This window comes from Comamonadaceae bacterium OTU4NAUVB1 (assembly GCA_024372625.1).
Classification (GTDB): domain Bacteria; phylum Pseudomonadota; class Gammaproteobacteria; order Burkholderiales; family Burkholderiaceae_C; genus Variovorax.
In genome coordinates, this window is sequence record CP099605.1 from 642,269 (window position 1) to 663,521 (window position 21,253).

Below are 21,253 nucleotides of genomic sequence, written 5' to 3' on the forward strand. Positions count from 1 at the left end.
GACACCATGGACCGTGACATCGTCGACGTCGAACCCCACAAATCCTTGCGGACCTGGGGCTGGATCAGCTACGCCCTGCACCTGGTCGTGGCCGTGGGCGCGGTGGTGCCCGGCATGCAGGCGTCGGTCGCATTGCTGCTGCTCGCGCTGATCATCGACATCGTCAAGCGCCCGGAGGCGACCGGCACCTGGCAGGCCTCGCACTTCGGGTGGCGCATCCGCTCGGTGGTGTGGGCCGGGGTGCTGTACCTGATCACCTCCTGGCTCTGGCTGCTGCTGATCGTGCCGGGCTTCATCGCCTGGGGCCTGATCTCGCTGTGGTTCCTCTACCGCATCGTCAAGGGCATGGCCCGCATGAACGCCGGCCGCGCGATGGAGGCCTCGAATGTCCTCTGACCCGAACTGCGTCTTCTGCAAGATCATCGCCGGGCAGATACCGTCGAAGAAAGTTCATGAGGACGAGGACGTCTTCGTCTTCCACGACATCGCGCCCTGGGCGCCGGTGCACCTGCTGATCGTGCCCAAGCGACACATCGCGTCGATGGCGCAACTCACGGACGACGATGCCGCCCTGATGGGGCGGATCATGACGCTGGCGCCCCGCCTGGCACTCGACCAGGGCTGCCGGCCCTATCCGGAGGGGGGCTTCCGCGTCGTCGTCAACACCGGCGCCGAAGGCGGGCAGGAGGTCCACCACCTGCACGTCCACGTGATGGGTGGCCCACGGCCCTGGCTGAAGGGCTGATCTCCCGCGTCATCCCGGTGCCATCTTGGCGCCGACTAAAATTCTTCACATTCTTCAGGAGTCATCCATGGGTTCTTTTTCAATCTGGCACTGGCTGATCGTGCTGCTCGTCGTCGTCATGATCTTCGGCACCAAGAAGCTGCGCAACATGGGCTCCGACCTGGGCGGCGCCGTCAAGGGTTTCAAGGACGGCATGAAGGACGGCTCGACCACCGAGACCCCTGTCGTCACGCCCGCGCCGACGACGCCGACGCAGCATGTGACCGGCCACGCGGCCGCCGACAAGTCGGCCACCATCGACGTCGAAGCGCGTCACAAGTCCTGATCCGCCGCGCGACGTGATCGATCTCGGCATTTCCAAGCTGGCGCTGATCGGCGCCGTGGCGCTCATCGTCATCGGCCCCGAAAAGCTGCCGCGCGTGGCACGCACCGTCGGCATGCTGCTGGGCAAGGCCCAGCGCTACGTCAACGACGTCAAGGCCGAGGTCAATCGTTCGATGGACCTCGACGAACTCCGCAAGATGAAGGACTCCGTGCACGAGGCCGCACGCGATGTCGAGCAGTCGATCCATTCGGGCGCGAGCGACTTCGAGAAGCAGTTCTCCGAGAGCGGCCAGACCCTGTCGGCCCTTGCCGAGCCCGAGGTGCCCTACACCCCCGTGGCGCCGGTCTACAAGCATCCACGCAAGAACTGGCGCCTGAAGCAGGGCGCCACGCCCCAGTGGTACAAGGCCCGCAACGGCGTGCGCACCAAGGCGCTCTCCGGGGCCGCGCGCGTCGCGCGCTTCCGGCCGCACAAGATCAACTAGCCACCCCAGGCCGGGCCGGACGTCGCGACCTGCGGCGCCGGTGTCACCGCCCGCAGCGCTCCCCCATGGCCGAATCCACCCCCAAAGACAAAGAAGACGAGCTCGCCGGCACGGAGCAGCCGTTCGTCCAGCACCTGGTCGAACTGCGCGATCGCCTGCTCTATTGCGTCTACGGCCTCGCCGTGGCCGCCGCGCTGCTGGCGCTCTGGCCCGGCCCGGCCGGACTGATCGACCTGATCGCGATGCCGATCCGCGCGCACATGCCCGATGGCGCCAAGCTCATCGCCATCGGCGTGTTCTCTCCGTTCTTCGTGCCCCTGAAGGTGCTGGGCATGACGGCGGTGCTGCTGGCACTGCCGTGGCTGATGTATCAGATCTGGATGTTCGTGGCGCCGGGCCTGTACAGCCATGAAAAGCGGTTCGCGCTGCCGCTGATCTTCTTCGGCAGCCTGCTGGCCTACATCGGCATCGCCTTCGTGCAATTCTTCGTCTTGGACAAGATGTTCGGCTTCATCCAGCGCTTCACGCCGGCCTCGGTCAACGCCACCCCGGACATCGCCTCCTACGTGGAGGCGATCCTCTCGCTGTACATCGCCTTCGGTTGCGCTTTCCAGGTGCCGATCGTGGTGATGCTGCTGGTGCGTTTCGAGATGGTCACGATCGAGAAGCTGCGCAGTTTCCGCGGCTACTTCATCGTGCTGTCGTTCGTCGTCGCGGCGGTGCTCACGCCGCCGGACGTGGTCTCGCAGTTGGCGCTGGCCATCCCGATGTGCCTGCTCTACGAGATCGGCATCGTCGCGGCGCGCTACTTCGTCAAGCACAGCAAGTCGCCCGAGGAAACCACGGACCTGACGACGCGTCCCTGAGGACGTTCGCCGCCGTCGCCTTATTCGGTTTCGGCCGGGCTGCGCCGCACCTGCGTCTTCGGGCGCAGGCCCGGACTGACGGCGAGTTCCATCCGGTCGCTGCCGCGTTGCAGCGCGAAGCGCGCCTCGATGCCGGGCTTGAGTCCGGCCACGGCGGTCAGCAGTTCCTGCACGTTGTCGACCTTCTTGTCGCCAACGCCCGTGATGACGTCGCCCGGCCGGATGCCCGCGCGCGCGGCCGGGCCGTTCTGCAGCACCCCCGTGATGATCACGCCGGCGTTGGCCTTGACGCCGAAGGTCTCCGCCAGCTCGGGTGACAGATCGCCGGGCTCGACGCCGATCCACCCGCGCGTGACCTTGCCCTCGGTCACGATGTCGCTGAGCACCTGCTTGGCCATCGACACCGGAATGGCGAAGCCGATGCCCATGCTGCCGCCCGAGCGCGAGTAGATGGCGGTGTTGATGCCTTCGAGGTTGCCGTTGACGTCGACCAGCGCGCCACCCGAATTGCCCGGGTTGATGGCCGCGTCGGTCTGGATGAAGTTCTCGAACATGTTGATGCCCAGCTGGTTGCGGCCCAGCGCCGAGACGATGCCGCTGGTGACCGTCTGGCCGACCCCGAACGGATTGCCGATGGCCAGCACCTGGTCACCCACCTGCAGGGCGTCGGAGTTGCCCAGCACGATCACCGGCAGCTTGTCGAGTTCGATCTTGAGCACCGCCAGGTCGGTGTCCGGATCGGTGCCGATCACCTTGCCGCGCGCGTGGCGGCTGTCGTTGAGCGTGACGTCGATCTCGTCGGCGCCGTCCACGACGTGGTTGTTGGTCAGGATGTAGCCGTCGGCGCTGACGATCACACCGCTTCCCAGGCCGACCTGCGGCTGGTCGTTGCCGCCCGGGTCACCGAAGAAGAAGCGGAACCACGGGTCGTTGCTGCGCGGATTGCGCTGCGCGGCCTTGCTGGTGTTGATGCTGACCACCGCCGGCGCAGCCTTCCTGGCCGCCGCGCTCAGGCTGCCCGCGGCGATCGCGCCAGGCGCGCTGGCCGGTGCCTCGATGACCGGCACCAGGCCGCCGAGCGACGTGCGCCGGTTGAGCCAGTCCGGCCTGAGCGTCGCGACGACGAAATAGGCCGCGAGCAGGACGGTGACGGTTTGGGCGAACAGCAGCCAGGTGCGTTTCATGGAGGAGGACCGAAAAGTAGGAGCGGGGAAAGGACGTGGGCAGGCGGCGTGCCCGGACCGACGGCGATCATGGCCGGACGAACCGCGCGGGGCCGTGATTGTCTCTCAAGCCCCCTGTGCGTCATGGGATTCGCCCGCTTCGCCGCGAGACCCGTCCGGCGCGTCGAACAAGGGAAAACCCTAGAATGACGCCCCTTCCGCCACCGGCGTTCCCACAGGACGCGCCGGTGCGGGGCGCTCCCATCCCGAGCGGCACCCGCTTGCGCATCCGAATGCCCGCCCGACGACGCCGCGAGTCCAGGCTCGCCGTCCGTGCCGCTGTCCGATCGATGTTTTTCCCGCAGTCCTTTCTCCCGGGACGCCACGCCATGACCGCCATCGCCACCGCCGCCGCCTCGCCGGCCTCGCCCACGCGCACGCTCGACGCACGCGATTACAAGACGCTCGCGCTGTCCGCACTGGGCGGCACGCTCGAGTTCTACGACTTCGTCATCTACGTGTTCTTCGCCACCGTGCTCGGCGCGCTGTTCTTTCCGCCCGACATGCCCGACTGGCTGCGCCAGCTGCAGACCTTCGGCATCTTCGCCGCGGGGTATCTGGCGCGGCCGCTCGGCGGCATCGTGATCGCGCATTTCGGCGACCTGCTGGGACGCAAGCGCATGTTCACGCTGTCGATCTTCCTGATGGCCGCACCCACGCTGGTGATCGGCCTGCTGCCCACCTACGCCAGCATCGGCGTGGCGGCGCCGCTGCTGCTGCTGGCGATGCGCACGCTGCAGGGTGCCGCCATCGGCGGCGAGATGCCGGGCGCGTGGGTGTTCGTCGCCGAGCACGTGCCGGCGCGGCGCTACGGCTTCGGCATCGGCACGCTGACCTCGGGCATCACCGGCGGCATCCTGCTGGGCTCGCTGGTGGCGGTGTTCGTCAACACGCACTACACGCCGGCCGAGGTCGCCGACTTCGCCTGGCGCGCTCCGTTCGTCCTCGGGGGTGTCTTCGGCCTCGTGTCGGTGTACCTGCGCCGCTTCCTGCACGAGACGCCGGTGTTCCAGGAACTGGCCGATCGCCGCAGCGTGGCGCGCGAGTTGCCGCTCAAGACCGTGCTGCGCGAGCATCGGGGACCGGTCCTGTTCGTCGGCCTGCTGACCTGGGTGCTGTCGGCGGCCATCGTGGTGGTCGTGCTCTACACGCCGACCTACCTGCAGAAGGTCCATCACGTCCCGGCCGCGCTGGCGCTGAAGGCCAACGCCGTCGCGACGCTGATGCTCACGATCGGCTGCATCGTGGTGGGGTGGGCGAGCGACCGCATCGGCACGCGCGCGACGATGCTGGTCGGCTGGGGCGGCCTGCTGGCCACCACCTGGCTCTTCTATGGCAGCCTGCCGGGCAGCCCGGCATCGCTGGTCTGGCACTACGGTCTGGTGGGCCTGTTCGTTGGGACCATCGCCACGGTGCCGATCGCCGCCGTGCGTGCCTTTCCGGCGCCGGTGCGCTTCACCGGGCTGTCCTTCGCCTACAACATGTCCTATGCCGTCTTCGGCGGCCTGACGCCGGTGATCCTGACCGTGTGGCTGCAGAAGGATCCGATGGCGCCGTCTCACTACGTGAGCGCGCTGGCGGTCATCGGCCTGCTGCTGGCATTGTTGCCCATGGCCGGGCGCGGCCATCCGATGCACGCGGCGCGACAATGAGGCCATGAGCACCACCCGGCACGAACTCCTGCACGCGTTCGATCTCCTGCTCGCGCCCACGCGCTTCAAGGACTACGGCCCCAACGGCCTGCAGGTGGAGGGCCGCACGACGGTGCGGCGCATCGTGTCGGGCGTGACGGCGAGCCGGGCCCTGATCGAGGCCGCCATCGAGGCCGAGGCCGATGCGATCTTCGTGCATCACGGCCTGTTCTGGCGCGGTCAGGACGGCCGCGTCACCGGCTGGATGCGCCAGCGCCTGGGCCTGCTGCTGGCCCACGACATCAACCTCTTCGCCTACCACCTGCCGCTGGACGCCCACCCCGAACTGGGCAACAACGCCCAGCTCGGCCTGAAGCTGGGCCTGTCGGCGCACGCGGGCGCGTCCGGCCGCTTCGGCGAGCAGGACCTGGGCTTCATCGGCCAGCGCGACGATGGCGGCAGCTTCGCCGACGCGGGCGCCCTGGCGTCGCATGCGGAGCGGGTGCTGGGCCGGGCCGTGACGCTGGTCGAAGGCGGGCGTCGGCCGATCCGCACCGTCGCTTGGTGCAGCGGCGGTGCCCAGGGGTATTTCGAGGCCGCCATCGCCGCCGGGGCCGATGCCTTCCTCACCGGCGAGATCTCCGAGCCGCAGGCCCACTGCGCACGCGAGATGGGCGTGACATTCATCGCCGCCGGCCACCATGCGACCGAGCGCTATGGTGCGCCCGCCGCCGCCGGTCACGTGGCCGCGCAGCTGGGTGTGGAGCACCGGTTCATCGAGATCGACAACCCCGCATGAAACCCATTGCCATCACGTTGGGCGATCCGGCCGGCATCGGGCCGGAAATCATCGCCAAGGCATTTCGCGACGCGCCGGCACTCACGCGGGGCTGCTTCGTGGCCGGCGACGTCGCGACGGTGCGCGCGGCCACGCGGATGCTGGCGGTGGCGGGACGTCCCGCGCTGCCGGTGGTCGTGCTCGACAGCGCCGACGAGGTCGACGGAGCGCCGCCGGATTGCGTGCCGGTGCTGCAGGTCGTCGCACCGCCCCGGGGTGTCGTGCTCGGCCGGATCGGCGCCGAGGCCGGCCGGGTGGCGGGAGCGTGCGTCGAATGGGCGGCACGCGCCGCGCTCGCGGGCGACATCGCCGCCATCGTCACGGCACCGCTGCACAAGGAGGCCCTGGCCGCCGCCGGCTATCGCTATCCCGGTCATACCGAACTGCTGCAGGCCGAGGCCGCGGCCCATCGGGGCGTGCCGGTGGAGGCGATGCCGGTGCGCATGATGCTGGCCAACGACGAATTGCGCACCGTGCTCGTGAGCATCCACATGTCGCTGCGCCGCGCCATCGAGGCCGTCGACGTGGACGGCGTGCTGGAGACGATCCGGATCGCGCATCGCGCGCTGGGCGCCGCGCTCGGGCGCGCGCCGCGCATCGGCGTGGCCGGGCTGAATCCGCACGCGGGGGAGGGCGGGCTGTTCGGCACGGAGGAGCGCGACGTCATCGCGCCGGCCATCGCCGCCGCGCGTGCCGAGGGGATCGACGCGAACGGCCCCCACGCGCCCGACACGGTGTTCATGCGTGCTCGCTCGACGCCCGGACGGCCGGGCGAGTTCGACGTCGTGATCGCGATGTACCACGACCAGGGACTGATTCCCGTCAAGTACCTGGGAGTCGACAAGGGCGTCAACGTGACGCTCGGTCTGCCGCTGGTGCGTACCAGCCCCGACCACGGCACCGCGTTCGACATCGCCGGCACCGGCCGTGCCGATGCGGCCAGCCTGATCGAGGCGCTGCGCATGGCGCGGGCGTTGTCCGGTGCTGCGGACTGAAGAATTCCCGGCGGCCGTGGCGCTTCGGCGGTCCAGTTGGCTGGACGCCCGGACGAGGCCCGCGGACGGCCTCGAAGGCGGGGTTCTCCAGGGGGTTCTCCGGGGGGCGCCGCGTTGAATGAGCGTGTGACGCTCCGCTACAATCTCGGGTTGACCCAAGGCCCAGCGAGAAGATTGAGGACCCCCATGAGTGACATCCCTGTCGGCGCCCCGAAGATCGACAAGAGCAAGAGGACGTGGTTGATCGCTTCCGGCTGCGCCGGCGCGGTGGGTGGGGCGGCCACGGTGGTGCCCTTCGTCAGCACCTTCCAGCCCTCGGAGAAGGCCAAGGCGGCCGGTGCGCCGGTCGAGGTCGACATCGCGGGGCTCCAGGAAGGCCAGAAGCTCACGGTCGAATGGCGCGGCAAGCCGGTCTGGATCCTCAAGCGCTCGGCGGCCCAGGTCGCCGAACTCCCCAAGCTCGACGGCCAGCTGGCCGATCCGGATTCCAAGCGCAATCCGGCCGAGTTCACGCCCAAGTACGCCAACAATCCCGGCCGCTCCATCAAGCCCGACGTGCTGGTCGTCGTGGGCATCTGCACGCATCTGGGCTGCTCGCCCATCGACCGCCTGCAGGCCGGTCCGCAGCCCTCTCTGCCGGACAACTGGGAGGGTGGCTTCCTGTGCCCCTGCCACGGTTCCACGTTCGACCTCGCCGGTCGCGTGTTCAAGAACAAGCCCGCGCCCGACAACCTGCCGGTGCCCCCGCACATGTACCTGAGCGACACGCGCTTGCTCATCGGCGACGACAAGAAGGCCTGAGGAGAACCGCGACATGGCTGACTATCACGAGATTTCCCCCAACGCCCCTGGCGGAGAGCGGCTGCTCAACTGGGTCGACAACCGCTTTCCGCTGACCAAGCTCTGGAAGGAGCAGTGGGGCAACTACTACGCGCCGAAGAACTTCAACTTCTGGTACATCTTCGGCTCGCTCGCGATGCTGGTGCTGGTGATCCAGATCGTGACCGGCATCTTCCTGGTGATGCACTACAAGCCGGATGCGGCCCAGGCCTTCGCCTCGGTCGAATACATCATGCGCGACGTGCCCTGGGGCTGGCTGATCCGCTACATGCATTCGACCGGGGCCTCGGCGTTCTTCGTCGTCGTGTACCTGCACATGTTCCGTGGCCTCATCTACGGCAGCTACCGCAAGCCGCGCGAGCTGATCTGGATCTTCGGTTGCGCGATCTTCCTGTGCCTCATGGCCGAGGCCTTCATGGGTTATCTGCTGCCTTGGGGCCAGATGAGCTATTGGGGTGCCCAGGTGATCGTCAACCTGTTCGCCGCCATTCCATTCATCGGCCCCGACCTGGCGCTCCTCATCCGCGGCGACTATGTCGTGAGCGACGCCACGCTCAACCGCTTCTTCAGCTTCCACGTCATCGCCGTGCCGCTGGTGCTGCTCGGCTTGGTGGTGGCACACCTGATCGCGCTGCACGAGGTGGGCTCGAACAACCCCGACGGCATCGAGATCAAGGCCAACCGGGGCCCGGACGGCCATCCGGTCGACGGCATCCCGTCGCATCCGTACTACACCGTGCACGACATCTTCGGCGTGGTGGTGTTCCTGACGATCTTCTCGGCCGTGATCTTCTTCGCTCCCGAAATGGGCGGCTACTTCCTCGAGTACAACAACTTCATTCCTGCCGACTCGCTCAAGACGCCCAACCACATCGCGCCGGTCTGGTATTTCACGCCTTTCTATTCGATGCTGCGCGCCATCACCAGCGAGATGATGTATGCGCTCATCGCCTGCGTGGTGGGTGCCGCCATCTACGGCGTCTGGAAGGCGCGGCTGCCGTCGATCTTCAAGGGCGCCATCGTGGTGGCGGCGGTGGTGGTCTGCGCGCTGATGCTGTCGATCGATGCCAAGTTCTGGGGCGTGGTGGTGATGGGTGGCGCGGTCATCATCCTGTTCTTCCTGCCCTGGCTGGACCACAGCCCCGTGCGTTCGATCCGCTATCGGCCGAGCTGGAACAAATACCTCTACGGCATCTTCGTCGTCAATTTCATCGTGTTGGCGTACTTGGGTGTGCAGCCGCCATCGCCGCTGGGAGAGCGCGTCTCCCAGGTCGGTACGCTGTTCTATTTCGGCTTTTTCCTGCTGATGCCCTGGTGGAGCCGCCTGGGCGAGTTCAAGCCGGTGCCGGACCGTGTGACCTTCGCCGCGCACTGAACCGCCAGTCCGGAGCCCACAAGAATGAAGAAACTCATCCTCACGCTGATCGCCGCGTTCGGCATCGCCACGGGCGCGCAGGCGGCCGAAGGCGGCATTGCCTGGGACAAGGCGCCGAACAGGACCAATGACCTGGCATCGCTGCAGAACGGTGCCAAGCTGTTCGTCAACTACTGCCTGAACTGCCATTCGGCGGCGTTCATGCGCTACAACCGGCTTCAGGACATCGGCATCTCCGAGCAGCAGGTCAAGGACAACCTGCTGTTCAGCACCGACAAGGTGGGTGAGACGATGAAGTCCAACATCGATCCGCGGCAGGCCAAGGAGTGGTTTGGCGCCAACCCGCCCGACCTGACCCTGGTCGCACGTTCGCGCGCCGGTCATGGCGGCAGCGGTGCCGACTACCTCTACACCTACCTGCGCACCTACTACCGGGACGACACCAAGGCCACCGGCTGGAACAACCTGGTCTTTCCGAGCGTCGGCATGCCGCACGTGCTGTGGGAACTGCAGGGCGATCGCCGCCCCGTCTACACCAAGGTGGAACAGCACGGCCACGAGGTCGAAGTGTTCAAGGGCTGGGAGCAGGTCACGCCAGGCAAGATGACCCCGCTGCAATACGACCAGGCCGTGGGCGACCTCGTCAACTACCTCCAGTGGATGGCCGAGCCGGCCCAGAACACGCGCGTGCGCATCGGCGTGTGGGTGCTGCTGTTCCTGGCCATGGCGCTGCTCTTCGTCTGGCGGCTCAACGCTTCCTATTGGAAAGACGTCAAGTAGCGCTGTTCGACATCGACCGGTCCCAGCGCCCTTGCGCGACCGGTCCCGCAGAGTGGGTTGCCAACGCGACCCACTCTTTTTGATTTTTAGGAGTCTTTCGCCATGATGGTTCTGTATTCAGGTACGACCTGCCCCTTTTCCCACCGCTGCCGGTTCGTACTGTTCGAAAAAGGCATGGACTTCGAGATCCGCGACGTCGACCTCTACAACAAGCCCGAAGACATCGCCGTCATGAATCCGTACGGTCAGGTGCCGATCCTGGTCGAACGCGACCTGATCCTGTACGAGTCGAACATCATCAACGAGTACATCGACGAGCGTTTCCCGCATCCGCAGCTGATGCCCGGCGATCCGGTCGATCGCGCCCGGGTCCGCCTGTTCCTGCTCAACTTCGAAAAGGAACTCTTCGTTCACGTCGCCGCGCTCGAGAATCGCAGTGCCAAAGGCAATGACAAGGCACTGGAAAAGGCGCGTGCCCACATCCGCGATCGCCTCACCCAACTCGCACCCGTGTTTCTCAAAAACAAGTACATGCTGGGCGACAACTTCTCGATGCTCGACGTCGCCATCGCACCGTTGCTCTGGCGTCTGGACTACTACGGCATCGACCTGAGCAAGAATGCCGCGCCGCTGCTGAAGTACGCCGAGCGCATCTTCTCGCGTCCCGCATACATCGAAGCGCTGACGCCATCCGAAAAGGTCATGCGCAAGTAGGCGCTCTCCGATGATCAACGCGCCCGAGCTGTCCTCCACCCGCCCGTACCTGATCCGGGCGCTGTACGAATGGTGCACCGACAACGGCTTCACGCCGTATGTCGCCGTGCAGGTCGACGACAGCGTCCAGGTGCCACGCGAATACGTCAAGAATGGCGAGATCGTCCTCAATGTCAGCTTCGACGCGACCAGTTCGCTCAAGCTCGGTAACGATTTCATCGAATTCAAGGCGCGTTTCGCCGGCACGGCGCGCGAGATCATGGTGCCGGTGGGCAACGTGATCGCCATCTACGCACGCGAGAACGGCCAGGGCATGGCGTTTCCGGCGATGCCTTCGACGTCGGCGACCGGTGGCGCGGACGGGCCGGGCACGACGTCGGCCGTCAGCACGCCGACATCGCGTGTTCCCTTGAGGGATGCCTCGCGCGGCAGCGAAGGCGATGCAAACAATGTCGTCCATCTTGTGGGCGCCGATGCATCGTCCGAACCCGGCGCGAGCGAGGCGGACGCCGGAGCGCCCGACGACAGCGAGCCCCCACGCCCGCCATCGACCGGTGGCACCAAGCCGTCGCTCAAGCGCGTCAAGTGAGTGCGCGGGCCGGGCTTCGCGTCCCGGTCGCTAGAATCCAGATCCGTGCCGCTTTAGCTCAGTTGGTAGAGCAACCGCCTTGTAAGCGGTAGGTCGTCAGTTCGATTCCGACAAGCGGCACCAGACACCATCTTCCGTTCCTGCATCGCGTTCCAGCCGCGTCACGCGCGCCCCACGCAGAGATCGATGTGTCGTTCCATCCGCGCCGCCTCGGGCGCGGTCAGCGCCCCCAGCCGCATGTCGATGCGCCAAGTTGCGCCGCCGGGCAGTTCCACCACGCGGCCGTGTGCCTTCTCTGCCCGATGGCCTTCCACGCCCGAGGTCGCTGGCATCGAAAGCCCGATGGCGTCCTGTTCGGGCGTGCGGCACAGCCAGCGCGACGTGATGGGCGCCTGCGCCGGGCGATGCGCCGCGTAGTCGGCCCGCCCGTCCGGATGCACCTGGAGGGCATGGGCCCAGCCCTCGGCATCGGCCACCATGTCGATCGCGAAGACCACCTCCGGATCGTAGGCCACGCCGGCCGTCAGCCGGTGATGCACCTGCGGGATCGCCGCCAGCCTGTCCAGCAGTTCGGCATACCCCGGCTGTGGCGTGATGTGGCCGGGAATGGACTTTCGCACCCGCACCGCTTCGGCGGTGTAGGGCGCGCTGTAGACCAGTCGCGCCTCGTCGATCGGCCGGAAGTTCGAGTGCCCGAGGTAGAGCAGGTCCATGGGGCCCTGCTTCTGGTTGTGCACCTCGAGCGACACGTCCAGCAGTGCCGAATCGCGATGCAGCACCGTGCGTGCCGTCGCGCGGTAGTCGGTGGAAAAGGCCACGGCGTGCCGGTAGACGCTCTCGATGCACAGCGTGCCGCCGGCCTCGTCGATCGCGATCGCGGCCTGGTCGAACGGGGCGTTGGGCAACTCGCCGTGCAGGGGATGGGTGTCGTGCGGACCGGGCGCGCCCATGCCCGTGACGCCGCAGTGCAGGAAGAAGGCACCATAGGTGCGAAGGTAGTCGGTGGTCCTGGCCGGTTCGTCGAACAGGGAGCGCATCGCCAGTTCGCGCCCGTCGAAGGTCGCCCGCCAGATCTGCTGGCCCTGGAACGGCAGTACCACGATGTGGCCGCGGTCGTTGCGCACGCGAAGGGCCTCCACGCCGGAATCGAAACGGAAGGTGGCGCACTCGAAGCCCGGCGCCGTCGCCAGGATGCGTTCGCGTTCGCCGAACATGGCGGGGCGCAGGTCGATGCGTGTGGTCATGGAAACTTCGATGGTCCTTGGAGCGCGTGGCGCGATTCTTGGCGTGCGCCGCAACTAGCGTCGTGTCTGCACCTTGAGGCGGATGCTGGCGACTTCCCAGCCTCTGGACCGCAGGCGCACCACGAGCCTGGGGGCGAGCTGGCGCAGTTTCGCGGCGGCCGCGCTGCCCTGCACCAGCAGACACCAGACATCGCCCTCGGCCGGCCCGGCCTGGACCGCCGGGCGCATCTCGGCCGGGATCAGCTCCTCGATCGCGCGCAGGCGTTCGTTGACGTCGCGGGCGCGGGCGAGCAGTCCGGCCAGGGTGGGCGAGCCGTCGGCAGCCTGCTGCAGCGTGAAGGGTTGGAAACGGCGATTCACTGAATTGGGGAGAAGGGGTCGAATGGCTAAAATGCCCGGTTCGCCGGCGCTCGGCGCCGGCGCGGACCGCTTGCTTTACGGCAAAGCGGGCCCACTTGCTTCCACCGTATCTTAGGGATTCTGCTCCAGGCGTCCGGCATCTCCGGCCGTCCGACGAGCCTCCACACATGGCCACCAACTTCCTGACCCAACTCTTCGGCAGTCGCAACGACCGGCTTCTCAAGCAGTACCGCAAGACGATCGAACGCATCAACGCCCTGGAGCCGCAGTTCGAGAAGCTCGACGACGACGCGCTGCGCGCCAAGACGCAGGAGTTCAAGGACCGCGCCGCCAAGGGCGAGTCGCTCGACGACCTGCTGCCGGAAGCCTTCGCCACGGTGCGCGAGGGTTCCAAGCGGATCATGAAGATGCGTCACTTCGACGTCCAGTTGCTCGGCGGCATGGCGCTGCACAACGGCAAGATCTCCGAGATGCGCACGGGCGAGGGCAAGACCCTGACGGCCACGCTGCCGGTCTACCTGAACGCGCTGTCGGGTCAGGGCGTCCACGTCGTGACCGTCAACGACTACCTCGCGAACCGCGACGCCCGCTGGATGGGCCGGCTCTACAACTTCCTGGGCCTTTCGGTGGGCATCAACCTGCCCCAGATGCCGCGCGAGGAGAAGCAGCAGGCCTATGCCAGCGACATCACCTACGGCACCAACAACGAATACGGTTTCGACTACCTGCGCGACAACATGGTCTACGAGTCGAACGACCGCGTGCAGCGCAAGCTGAACTTCGCGATCGTCGACGAGGTGGACTCGATCCTGATCGACGAGGCCCGCACGCCGCTGATCATCAGCGGCCAGGCCGAAGACCACACGGAGATGTACCTGGCGATCAACAAGGTCGTCCCGCTCCTGGTCAAGCAGGAGGGCGAGGCCGACCCGCGCACGGGCGAGGGCATCACGACGCCGGGCGACTTCACGGTCGATGAGAAGACGCATCAGGTGTTCCTGACCGAGGACGGCCACGAGAAGGCCGAGCGGGTCCTGGGCGAGTTCGGCCTGCTGCCCGAGGGCGCGTCGCTCTACGACCCGGCCAACATCACGCTGATGCACCACCTCAACGCCGCCCTGCGCGCGCGCCATCTCTACCACCGCGACCAGCACTACGTGGTGCAGCAGGGCGAGGTCGTCATCGTCGACGAGTTCACCGGCCGCCTGATGAGCGGGCGGCGCTGGAGCGATGGCCTGCACCAGGCCGTGGAGGCCAAGGAAGGCGTCGAGATCCAGGCGGAGAACCAGACGCTGGCCTCGATCACCTTCCAGAACTACTTCCGCCTCTACAACAAGCTCGCCGGCATGACCGGCACGGCCGACACCGAGGCCTACGAGTTCCAGGAGATCTACGGCCTGGAGACGGTCATCATCCCGCCCAACCGCATCAGCAAGCGCGAGGACCAGCTCGACCGCGTCTACAAGACGACGCGCGAGAAGTACGAGGCCGCCATCCAGGACATCCGCGAGTGCCACGAGCGTGGCCAGCCGGTGCTGGTGGGCACCTCGTCGATCGAGAACTCCGAGATCATCGACGAACTGCTCAACAAGGCCGGACTCCCGCACCAGGTGCTCAACGCCAAGCAGCACGCCCGCGAGGCCGACATCGTGGCGCAGGCCGGCCGCGCCAAGATGATCACCATCGCGACCAACATGGCCGGTCGCGGCACCGACATCGTGCTGGGCGGCAACATCGAGAAGATGATCGAGGCGATCGAGAACGACGAGGGTCGCGACGAGGCCACCAAGCAGGCCGACATCGCGCACGTCCGCGCCGAATGGACGCAGGACCACGAGGCCATCAAGGCGCTGGGCGGCCTGCGCATCATCGCCACCGAGCGCCACGAATCGCGGCGCATCGACAACCAGCTGCGCGGACGCTCGGGCCGCCAGGGCGACCCGGGTTCCTCGCGCTTCTACCTGAGCCTGGACGATCCGCTGATGCGCATCTTCGCCGGTGACCGCGTCAAGGCGATCATGGACCGGCTCAAGATGCCCGATGGCGAGGCCATCGAGGCGGGCATCGTCACGCGCAGCATCGAGAGCGCGCAGCGCAAGGTCGAGGCGCGCAACTTCGACGTGCGCAAGCAGCTGCTCGAATACGACGACGTCTCCAACGACCAGCGCAAGGTGATCTACCAGCAGCGCAACGACATCCTGGACGCCGTCGATCTCACGGCGCAGATCGCCGGACTGCGCGAAGGGTGCTTCACCGACCTGGTGCGCCAGTACGTACCGGCCGAATCGGTCGAGGAGCAGTGGGACCTGGCCGGCCTGGAAAAGGCGCTGGCCGCCGAATGGGGCCTGGCGCTGCCGCTGAGCCAGGAGGTCGAGGCCGCGACGGCCATGTCCGACGAAGATCTCCTCGAACGCATCGTCAAGGCGGCGAATGCCGAATTCGACGCCAAGCTGGCATTGATCGGCAAGGAGAACTTCACCCAGTTCGAACGCATGGTGCTGTTGCAGAGCATCGACACCCACTGGCGCGAACACCTCGCCTCGCTCGACTACCTGCGCCAGGGCATCCACCTGCGCGGGTACGCGCAGAAGCAGCCCAAGCAGGAATACAAGCGCGAAGCATTCGAACTCTTCGGCCAGCTGCTCGATTCGGTCAAGAACGAGGTCACGCGCCAGCTCATGACGGTGCGCGTGCAGTCCGGCGACCAGCTGGAGCAGGCGGCCGAGCAGATGGAGAGCCAGGCCGAGTCGATCGCCAACCTCACCTACACCGCACCGACCGAGACCGGCGAGGTCGAGGTGCGGGTCGACGACGAGAACCAGCGCCGCACGGCCACCGCCGCCGCCGCGTCGGCGACCGCGGGGGGTGCTTTCGCGCGCGTCGGACGCAACGATCCATGTCCCTGCGGCAGCGGCCTGAAGTTCAAACAGTGCCACGGCAAGTTGACCTGATCCGGCGTCTCCGGCGGCCCCGCCACCAGCGGGGGCGGCGGTTCGCCCACGGGCGTGGGCAGCGTCGTGGATCGCTGACATGATCGGGTCACGCCGCTTTCGTCATCCCTCCTTCCCCTCACCACTTCCATGCCCGTCCATCTCTCCGCTCCCATTCCTTCCGAACTCCACGCCGTGGCCGGCGTGCGCATCGGCGTCGCCGAAGCCGGCGTGCGCAAGGCGAACCGCAAGGACCTGACCGTCGTCCTCATCGACGAGGGCGCGGCCGTCGGCGGCGTCTTCACGCAGAACCGCTTCTGCGCCGCGCCGGTGCAGGTCTGCCGCAATCACCTGGCCAAGAACTACGGCATCCGGGCGCTGCTGGTGAACACCGGCAACGCCAACGCCGGCACCGGCGAGGACGGCCTGGCGCGCACGCACCAGAGTTGCGTCGCGCTCGCGCGCGAGCTCGACATCGCTCCCGAGGAAATTCTGCCGTTCTCCACCGGCGTGATCATGGAGCCGCTGCCGGTCGAGCGCATCGAGGCCGGCCTGCCCGATGCCATCGCCGATGCGGCGCCCGACCACTGGGCGCGCGCGGCCGAAGGCATCATGACCACCGACACGGTGCCCAAGGCCTTCAGCCGGCAGGTGACGATCGGCGGCGCCACGGTCACCGTCACCGGCATCAGCAAGGGCGCCGGCATGATCCGGCCGAACATGGCGACCATGCTCGGCTTCATCGCCACCGACGCACGCATCGTGCCGGCACTGGTGCAGCCCCTGGCCAGGACCCTGGCCGATGCCTCGTTCAACCGCGTGACCATCGACGGCGACACCTCGACCAACGACTCCTTCGTCGTCATCGCCACGCAGAAGGCCGCGCACGACCCGATCGAGTCGTTCGACACGCCCGACGGTCGCCTCCTGCTGGAGACGATGCACGAGGTCTCGCGCCTGCTGGCCCAGGCCATCGTGCGCGATGGCGAGGGCGCGACCAAGTTCATCGCCATCCGCGTGGAGGGCGGACGCGACGCCGCCGAGTGCCGCCAGGTGGCCTACGCCGTGGCGCATTCGCCCCTGGTCAAGACGGCCTTCTTCGCCAGCGACCCCAACCTCGGCCGCATCCTGGCCGCCGTCGGCTACGCCGGCATTGACGACCTCGACCAGACCCGCATCGACCTGCACCTCGACGACGTCCACGTGGTCGTGGAGGGCGGTCGCAACCCGTCCTATCGCGAGGAGGACGGCCAGCGCGTGATGAAGCAGAGCGAGATCACGGTGCGCATCGGGCTCGGCCGGGGTGAGGCCAGCGACACCGTCTGGACCTGCGACCTGAGCCACGACTACGTCACCATCAACGCCGACTACCGTTCATGAGCGACAAGTTCGAACGCCTGATCGAGCGGGCCGAGCGACTCATCGGACGCATCGAGGCCATCCTGCCGCAGCCGCTGCAGGCACCGGCGGACTGGAGCGCGTCGATCGCATGGCGCTACCGGCGCCGCGGTTCCGGCCACGGCGTGCTGGAGCCGGTGCGCCACCTGGGGCCGATGCCGCTCGACGCGCTCAAGGAGATCGACGTCCAGAAGGAGAAGATCGAGCGCAACACGCGCCAGTTCGTCGAGGGCCGCCCGGCCAACAACGTGCTGTTGACGGGAGCGCGCGGCACGGGCAAGTCCTCGCTCATCCGCGCCTGCCTGCACGCCTACGCGCCACGGGGGCTGCGGCTGATCGAGGTCGACAAGGCCGAACTCACCGATCTGCCCGACATCATCGAAGTGGTTGCCGAACGCCCGGAGAAGTTCATCGTCTTCAGCGACGACCTGAGCTTCGATGAGGGCGAGCCCGGCTACAAGGCGCTCAAGTCGATCCTCGACGGCTCGGTGGCCGCGTCGACGCCGAACGTGCTGATCTATGCGACCAGCAACCGTCGTCACCTGCTGCCCGAGTACATGAAGGACAACCTCAGCTACAAGCACACGGACGACGGCGAGGTCCATCCGGGCGAGGTGATCGAGGAGAAGATCTCGCTGTCCGAGCGTTTCGGGCTCTGGGTCAGTTTCTATCCGTTCAGCCAGAACGAGTACCTCGCGATCGTCGCGCAGTGGCTGTCGTCCTTCGGCGTCGATCCGCAGGCCATCGAGGCCGCGCGGCCCGCGGCACTGGTGTGGGCGCTGGAGCGAGGCTCCCGCAGCGGGCGCGTGGCCTACCAGTTCGCCCGGGATTTCGCCGGACGCGCGTCCGGTGGGGACGTCGCGGCGCCATGACGGCGTCGTCGCCGGTCGCGCCGTCCGCGCGCGCCCACACCGAGGTCGCGGTCGGCATCCTGATCCGCGCCGCCGACGATGCGCTGCTCCTGTCGACGCGGCCTCCCGGCAAGCCCTACGCGGGCTTCTGGGAATTTCCCGGCGGCAAGATCGAGATGGGCGAAACGGTCGAGCAGGCCTTGCGGCGCGAGCTGCATGAAGAACTCGGCATCACGCTCGACGCCGCCGAGGTCTGGCGCGTCACCGAGCACGATTATCCGCACGCGCGGGTGCGGTTGCACTGGTGCAAGGTCCTGCAATGGCGAGGCGACTTCGAGATGCGCGAGGGCCAGGCCATGCGCTGGCAGCAGTTGCCGCTGGGCGTGAGCCCGGTCCTGCCGGGGGCCTTGCCGGTGCTGCGCTGGCTGGCCGACGAGCGCGGCGTGACCGACATCCTGGGTCCGGGCGTCTCGACGACGCTCGACTGACGCGGCACCGGACGGCAGGCTTCGGTTCGTCCGACCGCGAGCGTTCAGGTCTGACGCTGGCGCGGATCGCCGAAGGGTTCGTCGTCCGGTGGCGCGTCCGCGGGCATGCGGAACTCCTCGCTCGCCCAGGCGCCCAGATCGATGCCCTTGCAGCGCGCGCTGCAGAACGGCCGATAAGGATTGCTGGGCGCGTAGACGCTGTCCTGTCCGCAGGCCGGGCAGCGCACGATGCGTTCGCCGTCGGGCGTGGTCTTCCTGCCGGCGTTCATGCGCAGAGCGTCAGTTCGAAGGGCACGTCGTCCTTGATCGCGTGCAGCCGGTCGTCCTGGCCGTGGCGCATCAGTCGCACCAGCACGATCAGGCGGTTGCCGCTGATCTCGGGAATGGCCCGCAGGCGGGGGTCGATGCGCAGGCGAAGCAACTGGAACGTGCGGCCCTGGGGCAGGTTCTGCTGGAACTGCCCGCCCGTCGCGATGACCTTGTAGGGCACGTCGGCATCGCGCATCAGCTTGAGCAGCAGGAAGACCGATTCGATCAGTGGCGACAGTGCGCCCAGCCAGCGCTCCAGGTCGGCCCGCCGCGCGGTCATCGGATGGTGCTGCCAGGCATGGTAGGCCGGCAGATCGAATTCGCAGGTGCCACCCGGAATGCTCGCGCGGCTGCGCACGCCCATCAGCCATTCGTTCTCGGTCAGCGCCTGGCCGGCACGGCCGTTGAGCGCGTGGATGCCGCCGAAGGCGTGGTCGATCTGCTGGACGATCTGGTCGAGCGCGGTCTCGGAGATAGCCGGATTGCCTCGGTAGGCATTGAAGACGCTCTTGTGCCGTTCGAGGTCGCGCAGGAGGTCGGTCTTCAGGTCGGCCCGCGCGGCGACGTCCATGACCTCGAAGATCGTCATGAGCGCGTAGTGATGCGACAGGGCCGATTCGGCCGGCACCAGCTCGCCCAGGCGTCGGAACAGATGCTCCAGCCGTAGGTACGTTCGGATGCGCTCGTTGAAGGGGTACTCGTAGAGAATCACGCTTTAGTATCAATTTCTCGGTCGATCATAGCCCGGCACCCAGCGCCGCCAAAGGACCTCGATCTGATGGCCCAGCGCGTCGAGTGTCAGCGTGTCGTTGAACACGACGGCATCCGCCGCGGCCCGGCGCGCCGTGCGCGTGGCCTGCTGCACGATGACGGCATCCACGGCCGCCGGCGACCAGCCCGAGCGCTCGACGACGCGCCGGCGCTGCGTGGCTTCGGTGGCATCGACGACCAGGACCCGGTCGACCCGTGCGCGCCAGCGCCCCGATTCGACCAGCAGCGGCACGTCGAAGACGATGGCCGGACGCCCGGCCAGTTCACGGGCCCGCCGTTCGCATTCGATGCCGATCATGGGATGCAGGATGGCTTCGAGTCGCTGCTTGGCGGCCGCTTCGTGGAAGACCAGATCGCGCATGCGCGCACGGTCGAGGGCGCCGTCCGGCGCGATCAGCGACGACCCGAACGCGGCCTCGATCGCCGGCATCGCCAGCCCGCCGGGCAGCGTGAGCGCGCGCGCGATGGCGTCGGTGTCCACCAGTCCCGCGCCGTGCGCGACCAGCGCTCGCGCCACGGTGCTCTTGCCGCTGCCGATGCCGCCGGTCAGCCCGATGCGCAGGGCCCCCGTGGACGGGGCGTTCACAGACCCACCGCCCGGAGCATGGCCGCCGGGCCGACGACCATCGCCGTGAAGCCGGCACCGGCCAGGAACGGGCCGAAAGGCACGTAGCCGCCCTCGCGCAGCTTGCGGTTGAGCTTGAGGGCCACTCCCACCACCACGCCGATGACCGAGGCCATCAGGATGATCGGCACCAGCGCCTGCCAGCCGAACCAGGCACCGAAGGCGGCGAACAGCTTGAAGTCGCCGTATCCCATCCCTTCCTTGCCGGTCGCCAGCTTGAACGCCCAGTACACCGACCAGAGCGACAGGTAGCCGGCCACTGCGCCCCACACCGCATCGGCGAGCGCGACCCCGGTCAGACCGAAGATCGCCGCGAGCAGGCCGGCCCACAGCAGCGGCAGCGTGATGTCGTCCGGCAGCAGCGTGGTGTCCCAGTCGATCAGCGCCAGCGTCAGCAGCGCCGCCGAGAAGCCGCACCATGCCAGCGGCACCCATGGCCCCCGGCCGGGGGCCTGCCAGGCGCACCATGCGAACAGGAGGGCCGTCGCCAGCTCGACCAGCGGATAACGCGCGCCGATGCGCGTGCCGCAGCCCGCGCAGCGGCCGCGCAGGGCGAGGTAGCTGACCACCGGCAGGTTCTCGTACCAGCGGATCGCGTGGCCGCACGACGGGCACGCCGAGCGCGGCACCATCAGGTTGTAGGGCGCCTCGCTCGGCGACGCGGCGACGGTGGACGCCGTCGCGCCCGGGGCGGGAGCGTCGGTCTCGCGGCGATCTTCCAGGCCCGCGCACTCGACGGCCCACTGGCGCTCCAGCATCTTCGGCAGGCGATGGATCACCACGTTGAGGAAGCTGCCCACGAGGAGGCCCAGCACGCCGGCCAGCAGGGCCGCCTCGCCGCGGGACAGCGACGCCAATCCGATCGCGTCCAT

24 protein-coding genes and 1 tRNA gene are annotated in these 21,253 nt (G+C 67.7%); 18 read left to right on the plus strand and 7 right to left on the minus strand.

Translation table 11 applies throughout. The features are described from left to right. Window positions 1-6 precede the first annotated feature (6 nt). The 5 genes from NF681_06320 (at window position 7) to tatC (ending at window position 2,420) form a co-directional block, all read left to right on the plus strand. Window positions 7-396, plus strand: a complete 390-nt coding sequence (locus NF681_06320; protein UST54804.1) for a hypothetical protein — start codon at window positions 7-9, stop codon at window positions 394-396. Continuing rightward, on the plus strand, window positions 386-745 hold the full coding sequence (locus NF681_06325) for a histidine triad nucleotide-binding protein (protein ID UST54805.1): 360 nt from the start codon (window positions 386-388) through the stop codon (window positions 743-745). Before NF681_06320 ends, NF681_06325 begins: the two co-directional genes overlap by 11 nt. Window positions 746-812: 67 nt before the next feature. Further along, window positions 813-1,070: a Sec-independent protein translocase subunit TatA gene (gene tatA, locus NF681_06330; GenBank protein ID UST54806.1), complete on the plus strand. Its 258-nt coding sequence runs from the start codon at window positions 813-815 to the stop codon at window positions 1,068-1,070. Between the two features lie 13 nt (window positions 1,071-1,083). After that, entirely contained in the window at window positions 1,084-1,554 is a 471-nt protein-coding gene (gene tatB, locus NF681_06335; protein UST54807.1) for a Sec-independent protein translocase protein TatB, read from the plus strand. A gap of 65 nt (window positions 1,555-1,619) precedes the next feature. Then, on the plus strand, window positions 1,620-2,420 hold the full coding sequence (gene tatC / locus NF681_06340) for a twin-arginine translocase subunit TatC (GenBank protein ID UST54808.1): 801 nt from the start codon (window positions 1,620-1,622) through the stop codon (window positions 2,418-2,420). A 20-nt stretch (window positions 2,421-2,440) separates the two neighbouring features. Here the strand turns inward: tatC and NF681_06345 are convergent, their stop codons facing one another. Next, window positions 2,441-3,604, minus strand: coding sequence for a trypsin-like peptidase domain-containing protein (locus NF681_06345; GenBank protein ID UST54809.1), 1,164 nt, complete (start codon window positions 3,602-3,604; stop codon window positions 2,441-2,443). A 368-nt stretch (window positions 3,605-3,972) separates the two neighbouring features. Between NF681_06345 and NF681_06350 the strand changes: the two genes are divergently transcribed. The 9 genes from NF681_06350 to NF681_06390 all read left to right on the plus strand — a co-directional run bounded on the left by NF681_06350 (window position 3,973) and on the right by NF681_06390 (window position 11,528). Then, on the plus strand, window positions 3,973-5,295 hold the full coding sequence (locus NF681_06350; GenBank protein ID UST54810.1) for an MFS transporter: 1,323 nt from the start codon (window positions 3,973-3,975) through the stop codon (window positions 5,293-5,295). Window positions 5,296-5,299: 4 nt separating this feature from the next. After that, a complete protein-coding gene (locus tag NF681_06355) occupies window positions 5,300-6,073 on the plus strand; it encodes a Nif3-like dinuclear metal center hexameric protein (protein ID UST54811.1) in 774 nt (257 codons plus the stop codon). Further along, window positions 6,070-7,107: a 4-hydroxythreonine-4-phosphate dehydrogenase PdxA gene (pdxA, locus tag NF681_06360; protein ID UST54812.1), complete on the plus strand. Its 1,038-nt coding sequence runs from the start codon at window positions 6,070-6,072 to the stop codon at window positions 7,105-7,107. The genes NF681_06355 and pdxA overlap by 4 nt, the downstream gene beginning before the upstream one ends. 186 nt (window positions 7,108-7,293) lie before the next feature. Beyond that, on the plus strand, window positions 7,294-7,908 hold the full coding sequence (gene petA, locus NF681_06365) for a ubiquinol-cytochrome c reductase iron-sulfur subunit (GenBank protein UST54813.1): 615 nt from the start codon (window positions 7,294-7,296) through the stop codon (window positions 7,906-7,908). Between the two features lie 13 nt (window positions 7,909-7,921). After that, window positions 7,922-9,322 carry a cytochrome bc complex cytochrome b subunit gene (locus tag NF681_06370; GenBank protein UST54814.1) on the plus strand — a complete coding sequence of 467 codons (1,401 nt, stop codon included), beginning with the start codon at window positions 7,922-7,924 and terminating at the stop codon, window positions 9,320-9,322. A gap of 24 nt (window positions 9,323-9,346) precedes the next feature. Then, window positions 9,347-10,102 (plus strand): cytochrome c1, encoded by a 756-nt coding sequence (locus NF681_06375; GenBank protein UST54815.1) that lies wholly within the window; start codon window positions 9,347-9,349, stop codon window positions 10,100-10,102. Between the two features lie 102 nt (window positions 10,103-10,204). Further along, on the plus strand, window positions 10,205-10,816 hold the full coding sequence (locus tag NF681_06380; protein ID UST54816.1) for a glutathione S-transferase N-terminal domain-containing protein: 612 nt from the start codon (window positions 10,205-10,207) through the stop codon (window positions 10,814-10,816). A gap of 10 nt (window positions 10,817-10,826) precedes the next feature. After that, on the plus strand, window positions 10,827-11,405 hold the full coding sequence (locus NF681_06385; protein ID UST54817.1) for a ClpXP protease specificity-enhancing factor: 579 nt from the start codon (window positions 10,827-10,829) through the stop codon (window positions 11,403-11,405). A gap of 47 nt (window positions 11,406-11,452) precedes the next feature. Next, window positions 11,453-11,528 (plus strand) — tRNA-Thr (locus NF681_06390). A 38-nt stretch (window positions 11,529-11,566) separates the two neighbouring features. On the opposite strand, the gene NF681_06395 is transcribed toward NF681_06390, so the two are convergent. Further along, complete coding sequence (locus NF681_06395) at window positions 11,567-12,649, minus strand: DUF4432 family protein (GenBank protein ID UST54818.1); 1,083 nt, start codon at window positions 12,647-12,649, stop codon at window positions 11,567-11,569. Between the two features lie 54 nt (window positions 12,650-12,703). Continuing rightward, complete coding sequence (locus NF681_06400) at window positions 12,704-13,009, minus strand: DciA family protein (GenBank protein UST54819.1); 306 nt, start codon at window positions 13,007-13,009, stop codon at window positions 12,704-12,706. 167 nt (window positions 13,010-13,176) lie between these two features. Here NF681_06400 and secA point away from each other — a divergent pair, with 167 nt between their 5' ends. The 4 genes from secA (at window position 13,177) to NF681_06420 (ending at window position 18,676) form a co-directional block, all read left to right on the plus strand. After that, complete coding sequence (gene secA / locus NF681_06405; GenBank protein ID UST54820.1) at window positions 13,177-15,960, plus strand: preprotein translocase subunit SecA; 2,784 nt, start codon at window positions 13,177-13,179, stop codon at window positions 15,958-15,960. 129 nt (window positions 15,961-16,089) lie between these two features. Further along, on the plus strand, window positions 16,090-17,319 hold the full coding sequence (gene argJ, locus NF681_06410; GenBank protein UST54821.1) for a bifunctional glutamate N-acetyltransferase/amino-acid acetyltransferase ArgJ: 1,230 nt from the start codon (window positions 16,090-16,092) through the stop codon (window positions 17,317-17,319). Next, a complete protein-coding gene (locus NF681_06415) occupies window positions 17,316-18,209 on the plus strand; it encodes an ATP-binding protein (protein UST54822.1) in 894 nt (297 codons plus the stop codon). Before argJ ends, NF681_06415 begins: the two co-directional genes overlap by 4 nt. After that, window positions 18,206-18,676, plus strand: a complete 471-nt coding sequence (locus NF681_06420; GenBank protein ID UST54823.1) for an NUDIX domain-containing protein — start codon at window positions 18,206-18,208, stop codon at window positions 18,674-18,676. The genes NF681_06415 and NF681_06420 overlap by 4 nt, the downstream gene beginning before the upstream one ends. A gap of 44 nt (window positions 18,677-18,720) precedes the next feature. On the opposite strand, the gene NF681_06425 is transcribed toward NF681_06420, so the two are convergent. The 4 genes from NF681_06425 to NF681_06440 are packed head-to-tail and all read right to left on the minus strand — an operon-like array spanning window position 18,721 to window position 21,253. Next, window positions 18,721-18,945 (minus strand): DNA gyrase inhibitor YacG, encoded by a 225-nt coding sequence (locus NF681_06425; protein UST54824.1) that lies wholly within the window; start codon window positions 18,943-18,945, stop codon window positions 18,721-18,723. Next, window positions 18,942-19,697: a cell division protein ZapD gene (zapD, locus tag NF681_06430; protein UST54825.1), complete on the minus strand. Its 756-nt coding sequence runs from the start codon at window positions 19,695-19,697 to the stop codon at window positions 18,942-18,944. The genes NF681_06425 and zapD overlap by 4 nt, the downstream gene beginning before the upstream one ends. A gap of 9 nt (window positions 19,698-19,706) precedes the next feature. After that, window positions 19,707-20,342: a dephospho-CoA kinase gene (gene coaE, locus NF681_06435; protein UST54826.1), complete on the minus strand. Its 636-nt coding sequence runs from the start codon at window positions 20,340-20,342 to the stop codon at window positions 19,707-19,709. Beyond that, window positions 20,339-21,253 (minus strand): A24 family peptidase, encoded by a 915-nt coding sequence (locus tag NF681_06440; protein UST54827.1) that lies wholly within the window; start codon window positions 21,251-21,253, stop codon window positions 20,339-20,341. Before NF681_06440 ends, coaE begins: the two co-directional genes overlap by 4 nt.